Here is a 12238-nt window from a genome sequence, read left to right on the forward strand (position 1 = left end):
GGTGTCAGATCACCGCTCGACGCACACGTTCGGGGCGAGCAGATTCGACCAATAGTTGAAAAGCAACGTCGTGGCCGGCGGCACGCCGGACCTCAGCTCCGCAGTGGCGCGCCAGCCGGTGGATCGTCTCGCTTCCCGTGTCGGGGGTGACCCCGACGGTGATCCGCACGACCGCGCGACCTCGATGGGTGTGGGTGGTCGCCTTCGCGGACTGCACGGCGGGATGGCCGCCCAGATCTTGTGCAGCTGCATCGGCCAGTTGCGCCACGTCGATGACCCCACCACCGTGGGGCAGGGAATGTACGGCGCGGGACCGCAGATGCAGAAGCACCAGCCACGCTCCGAGCAGAATCACGATCACGCCGGCGGTCACCGACGCCGCCGGCCACCACGACTGCGCAGTGACCCTACCCAGCGCCGCGCCGTCGACCCGCGCGGCCGCCGCCCGGGCGATACGGTTACCACTGCCGTATCCGAGTGCCCAGATCCCGGCGCCGAGCAACAGCAGCGCGAGCACTGCGGTGAGCAGTCGGTCGGTTGCTCGTAGTGTCGGTGTCATTACGATTCTCCTACGAAAGACTTTGCGGCAGAACGCGTAACCCAGACGTCATCGCTCACCTCGACATGGGAGCGGCGACGAGGTTTCACCGCCACTATCAGTAACACCAGCCCGGCGAGCGCGCCCAGCGCTGCGGCCGGCCAACACCACCACTGCCACTGCTGGTGAGCAGCCCAGTTCAGCGCAAGTGAAATCCAGTCTGAACCGCTGCTCACCGCATCCCGGATCGCGATGGCGCCGACCGCAATCAGCGCGAAAGCGATGAGCAGGCCGGTCGCCGTGGATGCGGCGAAACCGCGAGGCGCCAGAGAGCGTGAGTGATGGTCGGCGACCGCGGGGGCGTCCTGGACGGTGGCATAGGCGTCGGATACCTGCGCGGTACTGCGCGTGGCTTCCAGGCGGGCAATCCGCACGTTCACGGACGCAGGATGCTCGCCGACGGCCGTCGCCAGCTCCCCAATGACCGCGCGGCGCACAGCATCGATCAGCGTGTCGCTGTCCACCGGCCACGAGGCGGCGATATCCACGTCGATATCCGGTGAATCACTCTGTCCCCCAACAGTGATGGTTGGCAGGGTGCGGCCAGGGACCAGCGTCCGTCGGGCCACCACGCCCGTCACCGACAGGACGGCACGCTCGACCAGGCGTTGCCGCACCCGTGCATCGATGACCGTCTGCCCGCGAGCAGTCGATTCCGCGGTGGCCGCATCCGTTGTCACGTCAGTTCCTTGGCCGTCGGCCAAGCGCGGTCAGGTCGATGGTGCCGTCCAGGTGCGCACCGACGGCCGCGCCCGCGGCGCCGAGCACCAGCGCCAGGACAAACCCGACGAGTCCTCCGCACACTCCGGCCAGCGCCAACAGCAGGCCTGCGAACAGGCCTGGCAACAGATAACCGTTGTTCATCATTGCCTTCCTTCAAGAGTCGGGATCTGATCGCCTACGTCGCCGATCACGACGTCGACGGGAATGCCTGCAGCAGCGCTCGCTGCCGCCCGGACCTGTTCTGCGGTGGCGAGCAGTGGTTTGTGCAGCGCCAGCACGACATGCACGACCGCGCCTTCGTTGCCGAGTCGGACCCCGGCCACGGTGCGGCCGGGTAGGTGCGTTGCAGCCACGCCCGGGCCGGAATGCAGACCGATCACGCCGTCGACGGCGGTGACCGCCGCGACGACGCGATCGACCCGATCGGCAGCGCTCACATCGGTCACTGAACGCGAGGCTGGGTGTCGCCGGCACCGTCGCCGCGGTCGTCTTCGTCGGCGAAGTGCACGTCGTGGACGGTGATGTTGACCTCGGTCACTTCAAGCCCCGTCATGTTCTCGACCGCAGCGATGACGTTGCCCCGAATGCCTTCGGCGAGATCGTGAATGGCCACGCCGTATTCGGCGACGATGCCGATATCGACGGCCGCCTGACGCTCGCCCACCTCGACGCTGACACCTTGCGTGAGGTCACGCGCGCCAGGCAGGGTTTCCCGCAATTTGCCGACCACCCGGGCGGCCTGCCCCCCGAGGTCGTAGACCCCGTCTACCTCGCGGGTGGCGATGCCGGCGATCTTCGACACGACGATGTCGGCGATGGTGGTGGCGCCGTGCTGGCCGGTCAGTTCGGCCAGCTCGGAACCGGGCTGGGCGACAGAGCCAACTTCACGGGCCTGAACTGCTGTGGTCATCGGTAACTCCTTCGATGTGGGCTGACGCGGACGTTTTGTCCGGCACAGTCGTTAGTCGCGGGCCGACCGGTGCCCCGCACGCAAACGAGACGCAGAACACATTTCTGGTGATGCGCCGCCATCCGGACCAATCCGGCACGCCCTCTGTTCCGAATCGACAGCGAGTCAGTCGATCGGTGAACAACGTGCAAGGAGGACGCTGCGTGCAGGCCCACGAGCTGCTTGGGTCGCTGCCCGACAACACGCTCGCCCGTCGTGCTCAGCGCGGCGACGCCGCGGCGTTCGATGCACTGGTGGCGCGCCACGCGCCGGCACTGCTGCGCTTCGTCGTGCACACCTACCCGGAGTCCGGTGATTGTGACGACATCGTGCAGGAAACCTTCATCGCCGCCTGGAAAGCGTTGCCGACATTCGCCTTTCGGTCCCAGTTCCGGACCTGGCTGTACTCGCTGGCTTCCCGCAAGACCATCGACGCGCTCCGTCGGCGGCACCCGCAAAGCGACCTCGATTCGGCACCGGAGACCATCGATTTCCGGCCCGGGCCAGGACAGCAGGCCGAATACGCCGCATTCATGTCAGCGCTGCACCAGGAGCTCGCGAAGCTCCCGTACTCGGCCCGCGCTGCGTGGTGGCTGCGCGAAATCTACGACTTGCCGCTGACCGAGATCGCCACCGTGCTGCATACCACTGAGGGCTCGGTGCGCGGCCTGCTGCAGCGCACCCGAAAACGCCTGGCAGAGCGCCTCGAAGGATTCCGGCCATGACGCCGTCGTGCGGCGCGACCGTTCCCGCCCGGTTGTACAGCCCCGGCCGAATGCGTAACACTGGAGAGCGAGGCCAGTTTGGAGAACTGATGAGCACGGCAGCCGAAAACGAGTACGAAGCGACCGCGCATGCGGCGGCGTGGATCGCCGACGCCACCCGCCGGTTCGCCGGCCTGAGCCAGTCCGACCCCGCCCCCGACACCCGTTGGGAGCGGACCGGTTCGAGTCTCAGCGAGATCCGTGCCTCGATCGCGCAACGGATTTCGGGGTTTCCGCGCCAAGGCATACCGATCCGCACCTCCAGTCCCGATGTCACCGTCAGCCATATCGCCCTTGCCAAACTGCTGACGTGGTCGCTCGCCGATGCCGCCGCTGCGGTGGCCGCGGCCGTTGCCGACGTCGAGTTACGCGTCGAGGCGCGAGAGTTGGCGGCAGTGCACATTCACCTGATCGGTGTCGGCGTCGGCCAACGCCGTCAGACCTATCTCCAAGACGGCGACACACTGCGGGACTACGCCGCACTCCTTTTACACGAGGCCGTCGGGACCAACTCGGCACAGATAGACATCAGTTGGGACGACCTCGTCGAATCAGGGAACGGCTGATTTCAACAGATGTCGTCGGTTGTCACGGGATGCATAGACGAATTACACCGCAGCCGGCCCGTTCGCGGCGACAACCTCGAACGCTGAACCCTCGATGCAGTGCGGATGCTCGATCGCGAACGCGTCGTGCGCGGCCACGATGTGCTCGGGTTCGGCGTCGGGGTGTTCGCGCGCGACGACATCTATCGCCATCCACGTCGCCGGACCGAGGTCACCGGTGCGGTGAGGGCGGCGACCTCGTGAGATCGCAGCACTGAGCAGCTCCCGAAAAGCGATTAGGGCCGACTCGACAGAACTGGTGTGCATAGCGGCGACAGTACGGCCTGCTGGTTACGCGCAGGCATCGTGCGCGTTCCCAGTTGCCTCCTGCGTGACACCCTACTGCATCGCCGACAGGTGCTGTGCCGATCCGACGGTGGCCATCATGGCGATCACCGCTGCCTGGTCGGCCACCGACGGCAGGCCCCACCCCGCCTCGTATCCGTACACCTCACGCAGCGGGGTCTTGGATCCGACACCTTCGAGGATGTCCAAGTCATCGGTGGCGATCAACCCGGGATGCTCCACGCCGCAGGCCTCGGACACCTTCTGCAGATCACGCCGCAGCGTCTTGATGTAGTTCGCCGCCCGCTCGGACTTCAATGTCGGGTCGAGACCCCTTGAAAGCCAGGCATTTTGGGTGGCAATTCCGGTGGGGCAGGAGTCGGTGTGGCATTTCTGTGACTGGATGCAGCCGATCGAGAGCATGATCTCGCGGCCCACGTTGACCATGTCGGCGCCGAGCGCGAAGGCGACGACGGCGTTGTCGGGCAGACCGAGCTTGCCCGACCCGATGAACGTCACCCGGTCGCTGATGCCGGCCGCCGCGAACCGCTTGTACACCTCGGCGAAGCCGATGCGGAACGGGTAGGCGACCGATTCACTGAAGATCAGGGGAGCCGCGCCGGTGCCGCCCTCGCCACCGTCGACGGTGACGAAGTCGACGCCGCGCTCACCGGAGGCCATCTGCGCCACCAGCTCGTCCCAGAAATCCATGTTGCCGACCGCCGACTTGATGCCGACCGGCAATCCGGTTTCGGCCGCTATGAACTCGACCCAGTCGAGCATGCTGTCGACGTCGTGGAATTCGGTGTGTCGCGACGGGCTTCGGCAGTCCACACCCTCGGGGATGCCGCGGATCTCGGCGATCTCGGCGGTCACCTTCGCCCCGGGGAGCATGCCGCCGAGACCGGGCTTGGCGCCCTGACTGAGCTTGATCTCGATCGCCTTGACCGGCGCGGACTCCACCACGCGCTTGAGTCTGTCGATATCGAAGCGACTGTGCTCATCACGGCAACCGAAGTACGCCGTGCCGATCTGGAGGATGAGGTCACCGCCATTGCGATGATGCGGTGACAGGCCACCCTCTCCGGTGTTGTGCATCGAACCCGCAAGGGCCGCACCCTTGTTGATCGCCTCGATTGCCTTCGCCGACATGGACCCGAAGCTCATCGCCGAGATGTTGACCACCGATTGGGGCCGGAATGCCTTGGCGCGTCCGCGTGGCCCACCGAGGATCTTGGCCGACGGGATGGCGCTCGACGTGCGCACCGACCCGTCCGAGACGACGGCGAACGTGCGGTGCTTGATGATGGGGTAGCCCGGCGTGTATTCGACGTTGTTGTCGGTGCCGAAGCCGTAGTAGTTGTTCTGCAGCTTCGACGACGCGTAGATCCAGCGCCGCTGGTTGCGGCTGAACGGTCGCTCCTCGTCATTGCTCGTCACGATGTACTGGCGTAGTTCGGGACCCATCTCTTCGAGAAGGTAGCGAAGGTGACCGATCACCGGAAAGTTGCGCAGCAACGCATGAGGCTTCTGGGTGAGGTCGTACGCGGCGAGCGCCGCAATTCCCGCGATCGGTGCAACGGGCAGCAGGCTCTTCCAGTTCATCGGCACAGCCGGAAACGATAAGCGGCGAGCACGAGCAAGGACGCGTGTCCTGTTCCTGGACGCCAAGCTGTCAGCTGCCGTTAACGGACCCGCCCGATATCCGCCACCGGATTGTCATGAGGCTCAGCGAGAAGCGCGGGCAGGGGCACGCTTCTTGGGCCTCTGCGCCTTCGTGGCGGGGTCGGCCGGCAGTTCGACATCCCGGTCCCAGGCGCGGTGCAGGCCCAGCGCGGTCTGCAGCTGCGCAACGAACGCCTTGTCGACTCCGTCCGCCACGACGACACCGGCAGCGTCGGCACCGATACCGGCGTCGTGCAGAACCTCCGCTCCGTCGCCCCAAGCCGCGATCGCCTTGAAGTGCCGAAAAGCTTCCTGCAACAAGGTCTTCAACTTGAGATCGCCGGTTCGCGCCGTACCTGCGGCCACCACCACGGCGTCGAACTCGATCGAGCGGGTGGTCAGCAGGGTGCGCTCGACCACCACGGTGCGGCGCCCGGACTTGAGCTGCCCGCCGACCGGGGCTGTCACCAACCCGACGACTCCCACTCCATCAAGTGCGGCAATCAACTTCGCCACGCCGGCCAGATCGGATCCGGCGTCGGCGATGATGCCGACCTTGCGTCCGGTGATGGGGCCGGGCTCGCGGTAGATCTGGGACAGGGCCGGGGACAACGTCACGTCGGTGGGCGGGTTTCCCGTGGGCGCGGGTAAGCCGAGCCCGGCGGCCACCCGCTCGCACAGATCGGCGTCGACCTGTGCGAGCACACCGAGCTGCCGTTCCTTGACCGGCTGATGGAAGCACTTGCCCAGTTCGAATGTGAATGCCTCGACGATGTGCGCCTGTTCGGTTGCGGTCAGGCTGCGATAGAACGCGGCGGACTGAGTGAAATGGTCCGCGAATGACAACGGTGCGGCGCGCTGCACCGGGCCCTCCACGTGCCGCGGGCTGGGCACGTAGCCGCCGTCGGCGCCGCTGACGACGTCGGGCCGGCCACCGTCGATGCTGTTGGGGCGATACGGGGCCAGTCCGCGGTGGATCTCGGTCTGATGCATCCCGTCGCGCAGCATGTCGTTGACCGGGCAATGCGGCCGATTGATGGGCAACTGGGTGAAGTTGGGACCACCGAGGCGGGTCAGCTGTGTGTCGAGGTAGGAGAACAGACGGGCCTGCATGAGCGGATCGTTCGTCGGTTCGATGCCGGGCACGAAGTTGCCGGTGTGAAAGGCGACCTGTTCGGTTTCGGCGAAGTAGTTCGTGGGATTGCGATTGAGGGTGAGCTTGCCGATCAGCTGCACCGGCACGAGTTCCTCGGGAACCATTTTGGTGGGATCGAGCAGATCGATGCCCTCATAGGTGTCGGTGCCGTCGTCGGCGATCACCTGGATCCCGAGTTCATATTCGAAAAAGGCACCGGCCGCAATGGATTCCGCCATGTCACGGCGATGGAAGTCGGGATCGCAACCGGCGGCGATCTGAGCTTCCTCCCACACCAGGGAATGCACGCCGGCGACCGGCTTCCAGTGGAACTTCACCAGGCTGGTGGCACCCTTGCGGTTGGTCAATCGGAAGGTGTGGACGCCGAAGCCCTCCATGGTGCGGAAGGACCGCGGGATGCCGCGATCGCTCATGTTCCACAGCACGTGATGAGTGGCTTCGGTGTGCAGAGAAACGAAGTCCCAGAACGTGTCATGAGCCGATTGCGCCTGCGGGATCTCCAGATCGGGATGAGGTTTGCCGGCATGGATGACGTCGGGGAACTTGATGCCGTCCTGGATGAAGAACACCGGGATGTTGTTGCCGACGAGATCGAAGTTGCCTTCGGAGGTGTAGAACTTGACCGCGAAGCCGCGGGTGTCACGGACGGTGTCGGCCGAACCCCGGGATCCGAGCACGGTGGAGAAGCGGCAAAAGACGTCCGTCTTGGTGCCTTTGCGTCCGAGGAAGGCGGCCCGGGTGTAGGCCCCTGCGGTGCCGTAGGACTCGAAGACACCGTGCGCAGCCGCGCCTCGGGCGTGCACGACGCGCTCGGGGATGCGCTCATGGTCGAAGTGGGTGATCTTCTCCCGCAGATGGAAATCCTCCAGGAGGCTGGGACCGCGGGCGCCCGCCTTCAACGAATGATCGGTGTCAGGTAGCCGCACGCCCTGCGCGGTGGTCAGATCCGACGTCTGGGGCTGATCGGTCCGCGCAGTATCGGACACGGGTGATTCGGCGTCATTCTTTGGGCGGGAACGAGATACACGGGGGACGGGTGCTTTGCGCGAGGAGGCCATATCGGTCCAATCCAGAATGTGCGTCGGCGAACGCTCGCCATGGGGGCTGTGGAACTGCTCCTGCGGTCTGAAGAGCGTGCGTGCCGGTGTCGTAGTACCCAGCAATGATCGATCGAAACGTCAGGTGCGTCTCGTGGCGGCGATCACGGCGAGTTTCTCGATGCGCCTACCGACGGCCAGCCGACCGGTGTCTTCCAACCACCTGGCCCTCGTGGCGAGCACCGGCCCGAACGGAATGTGCTTTTCTGCGACGACATCGGCGGACAATCCCTTTTCGGTCAGGAGGTTGAGGGTGGCGTTGACGTCGGCGAATTCCGACTGAACCACCAAAAGCGTCCCGCCGACGGTCAACAACGATGGGGCGGTGGCGCAGAGGGGATCGAGAATCTGACGCCCGTCGTACCCGGCGTTCACGGCCAACTCGGGCACGGGTAACGCCGATCGATCGGCGTTGTCATGCGGGCGCGGTACGTAGGGCGGATTGCACACCACGAGGTCGTAGGGACCTCTCGAGAGGGCGTGCGTCCACGACGCGTGGAAAATGTCGATCGCCGCTCCGGCTGCCGCGGCACGGGTCTGCGCCCACGCGACGGCGGCGGCCGACAGGTCGAACGCATGCACGGTATGGGCGCCGGCAGCGGCGGCCGCCAGCGCGACGACGCCGGAACCGGTGCAGAGGTCGGCGACCCGCAGGCCCCGCGGGGGCCGGTGCCACAGCATGGTGTCGACCAGCAGATGTGAATCCTCTTGCGGCAGATAAACATCTGCCTTCGCCAGCGCCGTGGCGGTAGGTGACGTGGAGCCGTCGGTGATGATCGTCAAGGTAGCCTCCCAGGCGCTCGCCGTACCGCTGACGCGGGCGGCGGGTATTTGTTCCCTCGCCCCGGCCACGCCAAACCTCACGGTTCGTCAGTAAGGTAGGGGGTATTCCCTGCGCGTGAAAGCTTCAGACATCATCGCGTTGCCGCTGCAGATCGGGTCGGCGGTCCGTCAGCGCCGGATATTTCATCCCGTGGGGGTCCTTGCCGACGGGCACATCGAGCGCACCGCGCCACCAACCCGGGGCCTACCCATCGAGTCGACCGACGTGATCGCCCGGGTGTCGAAGGCGGTCGGAACACCGGCAGGGTTGCCCGACCTGATCGGCCTGGCATGGCGGATGCCGCCCGCACCGCCGGATACCCGCCCGTGGGACGTGCTGATGGCCTCGACAGGAGCGGGACCGGTGGCCCGTTTCACCCTGCTGCCGACGACATCGTGGACGGACACTACGCTGTCCACCCTGATGCCGCTGCGCTGGAACGGTGAGTCGTGGTGGCTGAAGGCGCATCTGAGTTCTGCCGTGCCCGGCGTGTTGTCCGTGGCGGCCGTCGACCAGGCGCTCGGTGTCGGCGCCATCGTGTTCGACATCGAACAAGCCAAGGGCGCAGCACCTTTCGAGCCGTTGGCCAAGCTCACCCTGGTCACCCGAATTCCCACCGACGAAAACCACGACGTGTCCTTCGACCCCACCCGCAATACCCGTGCCGGCATCCAGTTGGGTCCGCAGTGGTTGACGGAGCTGCGGGAACGCGCCTACATGCGGAGCCGGCGGGGCCGTGACGCCCCCGACCAGCCGGCCTGAAATCAGGGTTGCAGCACGATCTTCACGGCACCGTCGTGCTTCTTCTGGAAGATGTCGTAGGCGTGGGGTGCCTCGGCCAATGGCATCGTGTGGGTCGCGAAACCGTCCACCCCGAGGGGGTCGGCGTCGGTGAGCAGCGGCATGATGTCGTCGACCCACTTCTTGACGTTCGCCTGCCCCATCCGCAGTTGAACCTGCTTGTCGAACAGGGTCAGCATCGGAAGCGGGTCAGCCATACCGCCGTACACCCCGATCAACGAGATCGTCCCGCCGCGGCGTACCACGTCGATGGCGTCGTAGAGCGCAGCGAGTCGGTCGACGCCGGCCTTCTGAATCATCGGTTTGGCCAGCGCGTCGGGTAGCACGCCGGTCAACTGCTGGGCGAACCTGGCGATCGGCGATCCATGCGCTTCCATCCCGACCGCGTCGATCACCGAGTCGGTGCCGCGGCCTCCGGTCATATCGCGGATGACGTCCCCGAGCGAACCGTCGATGCCGTTGAGGTCGACGGTCTGCAATCCACGAGAATTGGCCCGCGCCAAGCGTTCCGGCACCAGATCCACGGCGATGACCTGGTAACCGAGGTGCGCGGCGATGCGGGCTGCCATGTCTCCGATGGGCCCCAATCCCAGGACGGTGACGCTGCCGCCGTCGGGAATGTTCGCATACGCGACCGCCTGCCATGCGGTGGGCAGCACATCGGAGAGGTAGACGAAGCGCGAATCGGGGGGACCGTCGGGCACCTTGATATGGGTGAATTGAGCTTGGGGCACGCGCAGCAGCTCGGCCTGTCCGCCCGGCACCTGGCCGTATAGCTCCGAATAGCCGAACAATGCCGCGCCCATGCCCTGGTCGCGCACTTGCGTTGTCTCGCACTGGGTGTAGAGCTGGCGGTCGCACATGAAGCAGTGCCCGCACGAGATCTGGAAAGGTATGACGACGCGGTCGCCGACGGCCAGGTTGGTCACCGCGCTGCCCACCTCGGCCACGATCCCCATCGGCTCGTGGCCCAGAATGTCGCCGGGATTCATGAATGCCCCGAGCACTTCGTACAAATGCAGGTCGGACCCGCAGATGTTGGTCGAGGTGATCTCGATGATCGCATCGGTGGGTTGCTGGATTTCGGGATCGGGGACGGTCTCGACACGGACATCGCGTTTGCCTTGCCAGGTGACTGCTTTCACGTCAAAGAGCTACCCCGTGGGCGGGGCGCGAAACGCGGCGTTTGGAGCCAATCGCCAGGGGTACTTCCGTTCTCATGACAGTGACCCGCGATATCACCGCCCAGCGGGCGCGCGTGTGGGACGTTCTTGCCGACGGCTGGAGCTATGCCGGATGGGTCGTCGGTAACAGCCGGATTCGTGGGGTGAGCCCCGACTGGCCGGCGCCGGGTACACGCATCCTGCATTCCATCGGTACCTGGCCCGCCGTGCTCGACGACGAGACGGTCGTCGAAGACAGCACCCACGGCGACGAATTGGTGTTGTTGGCGAAGGTGCGCCCCGCGGCTCAGGCCCGGATCACGTTGACACTTCAGGACCTTCCCGCCGGTGGCTGCCGGGTCACCATGAGTGAGGTGGCGGTCGACAGTCCGTGGAGGTGGATCCCGGACAAGGTGCAGTTGCTCGCCGTCGCCCCACGCAACCGTGAGTGCTTGTGGCGGCTGGCCCGGATTGCCGAGCGAGCGGATCCGGTTGATCTGTGAGGCCGCCGACCTTGATGGCACAGCATTCCCTGCCTGAACGCGAGTGAGATTCAGCGGCTCATCGACCGGGAGGGGGTGTCTCGGCTCTGGTGGGCCCGGATGTGGTCCCACTGCAGGCGTACGCGGGTCCCGGCGGGGGTGGCGTCGATGACGGCCCGGTCGGTGAGTGCGTGCATCAGCGCGACGCCTCGGCCGCGCGCCACGTCCTGGGCGGTGGCGTCCTTGAGGCGCCACGCGCCTTCGTCGGCCACGGTGACGGTGAGCGAGGCCAGTTGCGGGTCGTACTCGGCGTGCGTGTGCATGACCCCGGGGTGCGGGGCGTGGCAGTACGCGAACTCGGACGCATTGGCCAGAGCCTCGTTGACCGCGAGCAGCACATCACTGCTTTTCACCGCATCCAACGACAGGTGGGCGCTCAGCCACCCCGACAGCTCGTCGCGGATCTGCGCGGCATTCACGAGGGACGCGACGATGCCGGGCCTGGAAAAGACTGCGCCGGACTGAGCTTGGTATGCCATAACAGCTAGGGCAGTACCCCGGTAGGGCGAGTTTTAAGCCGTGACGGCGGTGAGGGCTTCTTCACGCGTGGCAAACAACTGCACGACGTCGGCGACACCGACAAGTTTGAGGGGCCGGCTGGTGGCCGGCCCGTCGGCCACCACCGCGAACCGGATCGCCGGGGTCAGCTCGGCGTGGGCGGTGACGAGAAGGCCCATGCCGACGGAGGCCAGGAAATCTACCGCGGACAGGTCGATGATGAGTGCCGCCGGTGACGCCTCCGCGGCGGTGGTGACCGCGGCCTGCAGGGACGGCGCGGTCAGGGTGTCCACCGTTCCGGCGACCGCCAGGACGGTGACCGTGCCGATCTGGTGAGACTCGACGGTGCAACCTGATCCCGGTGCAGCGGAGCAGGCCGCGGGTTCCGGTTGGGCAGTCATGAGTTCCTCCGATGACGATGCAGTGGGCAAGGGCCGATACATCGTAGCCATCGGTGCGGCCACAGGGTGGGTCGTCATTCGCTTTACGGACTGCACATTGCGCGCACATCCCGGGACACGAGCTCGTCCCGACTTCCAGGAAGAAACGGTCGCGACTGAGTATCGTCG

At 66.0% G+C, this 12238-nt stretch carries 16 protein-coding genes; 4 read left to right on the forward strand and 12 right to left on the reverse strand.

Translation table 11 applies throughout. The features are described from left to right. Positions 1-4: 4 nt before the first annotated feature. Genes AC1DY7_RS04575 through AC1DY7_RS04595 form a run of 5 tightly spaced genes read right to left on the reverse strand, consistent with a single transcriptional unit; the run spans position 5 to position 2231 of the window. Positions 5-559, reverse strand: coding sequence for a hypothetical protein (locus AC1DY7_RS04575; RefSeq protein WP_477492477.1), 555 nt, complete (start codon positions 557-559; stop codon positions 5-7). After that, a complete protein-coding gene (locus AC1DY7_RS04580; RefSeq protein ID WP_477492478.1) occupies positions 559-1302 on the reverse strand; it encodes a hypothetical protein in 744 nt (247 codons plus the stop codon). Before AC1DY7_RS04580 ends, AC1DY7_RS04575 begins: the two co-directional genes overlap by 1 nt. Beyond that, a complete protein-coding gene (locus tag AC1DY7_RS04585) occupies positions 1280-1462 on the reverse strand; it encodes a DUF2273 domain-containing protein (protein ID WP_477492479.1) in 183 nt (60 codons plus the stop codon). The genes AC1DY7_RS04580 and AC1DY7_RS04585 overlap by 23 nt, the downstream gene beginning before the upstream one ends. After that, on the reverse strand, positions 1462-1758 hold the full coding sequence (locus AC1DY7_RS04590; RefSeq protein WP_477492480.1) for a hypothetical protein: 297 nt from the start codon (positions 1756-1758) through the stop codon (positions 1462-1464). The genes AC1DY7_RS04585 and AC1DY7_RS04590 overlap by 1 nt, the downstream gene beginning before the upstream one ends. Positions 1759-1763: 5 nt before the next feature. Continuing rightward, complete coding sequence (locus AC1DY7_RS04595) at positions 1764-2231, reverse strand: Asp23/Gls24 family envelope stress response protein (protein WP_477492481.1); 468 nt, start codon at positions 2229-2231, stop codon at positions 1764-1766. Positions 2232-2434: 203 nt separating this feature from the next. Here AC1DY7_RS04595 and AC1DY7_RS04600 point away from each other — a divergent pair, with 203 nt between their 5' ends. Continuing rightward, positions 2435-2995, forward strand: coding sequence for an RNA polymerase sigma factor (locus AC1DY7_RS04600; RefSeq protein WP_477492700.1), 561 nt, complete (start codon positions 2435-2437; stop codon positions 2993-2995). A gap of 89 nt (positions 2996-3084) precedes the next feature. Next, on the forward strand, positions 3085-3600 hold the full coding sequence (locus tag AC1DY7_RS04605) for a hypothetical protein (protein ID WP_477492482.1): 516 nt from the start codon (positions 3085-3087) through the stop codon (positions 3598-3600). 42 nt (positions 3601-3642) lie between these two features. Here AC1DY7_RS04605 and AC1DY7_RS04610 read toward each other — a convergent pair whose 3' ends face one another. From AC1DY7_RS04610 to AC1DY7_RS04625, 4 genes are all read right to left on the reverse strand, one after another. Then, positions 3643-3906: a hypothetical protein gene (locus AC1DY7_RS04610; RefSeq protein ID WP_477492483.1), complete on the reverse strand. Its 264-nt coding sequence runs from the start codon at positions 3904-3906 to the stop codon at positions 3643-3645. A gap of 72 nt (positions 3907-3978) precedes the next feature. Beyond that, positions 3979-5529 (reverse strand): FMN-binding glutamate synthase family protein, encoded by a 1551-nt coding sequence (locus AC1DY7_RS04615; RefSeq protein ID WP_477492484.1) that lies wholly within the window; start codon positions 5527-5529, stop codon positions 3979-3981. Between the two features lie 123 nt (positions 5530-5652). Next, complete coding sequence (locus tag AC1DY7_RS04620; protein WP_477492485.1) at positions 5653-7803, reverse strand: catalase; 2151 nt, start codon at positions 7801-7803, stop codon at positions 5653-5655. A 120-nt stretch (positions 7804-7923) separates the two neighbouring features. Next, complete coding sequence (locus AC1DY7_RS04625) at positions 7924-8625, reverse strand: HemK2/MTQ2 family protein methyltransferase (protein WP_477492486.1); 702 nt, start codon at positions 8623-8625, stop codon at positions 7924-7926. Between the two features lie 115 nt (positions 8626-8740). Here AC1DY7_RS04625 and AC1DY7_RS04630 point away from each other — a divergent pair, with 115 nt between their 5' ends. Continuing rightward, the gene (locus tag AC1DY7_RS04630) at positions 8741-9427 is read left to right on the forward strand and encodes a phosphodiesterase (RefSeq protein WP_477492487.1); all 687 of its coding nucleotides are present in this window, start codon (positions 8741-8743) and stop codon (positions 9425-9427) included. Positions 9428-9429: 2 nt separating this feature from the next. Here AC1DY7_RS04630 and AC1DY7_RS04635 read toward each other — a convergent pair whose 3' ends face one another. Beyond that, positions 9430-10611 carry a zinc-dependent alcohol dehydrogenase gene (locus AC1DY7_RS04635; RefSeq protein WP_477492488.1) on the reverse strand — a complete coding sequence of 394 codons (1182 nt, stop codon included), beginning with the start codon at positions 10609-10611 and terminating at the stop codon, positions 9430-9432. Between the two features lie 74 nt (positions 10612-10685). Here AC1DY7_RS04635 and AC1DY7_RS04640 point away from each other — a divergent pair, with 74 nt between their 5' ends. Then, on the forward strand, positions 10686-11132 hold the full coding sequence (locus AC1DY7_RS04640; protein ID WP_477492489.1) for an SRPBCC family protein: 447 nt from the start codon (positions 10686-10688) through the stop codon (positions 11130-11132). Positions 11133-11182: 50 nt separating this feature from the next. Here AC1DY7_RS04640 and AC1DY7_RS04645 read toward each other — a convergent pair whose 3' ends face one another. Together AC1DY7_RS04645 and AC1DY7_RS04650 are read right to left on the reverse strand one after the other, a co-directional pair. Beyond that, complete coding sequence (locus AC1DY7_RS04645) at positions 11183-11650, reverse strand: ATP-binding protein (protein WP_477492490.1); 468 nt, start codon at positions 11648-11650, stop codon at positions 11183-11185. A gap of 33 nt (positions 11651-11683) precedes the next feature. Beyond that, positions 11684-12070: an STAS domain-containing protein gene (locus AC1DY7_RS04650; RefSeq protein WP_477492491.1), complete on the reverse strand. Its 387-nt coding sequence runs from the start codon at positions 12068-12070 to the stop codon at positions 11684-11686. Positions 12071-12238 lie beyond the last annotated feature (168 nt).

It is taken from the genome of Mycobacterium sp. P2_H7, from assembly GCF_056403275.1.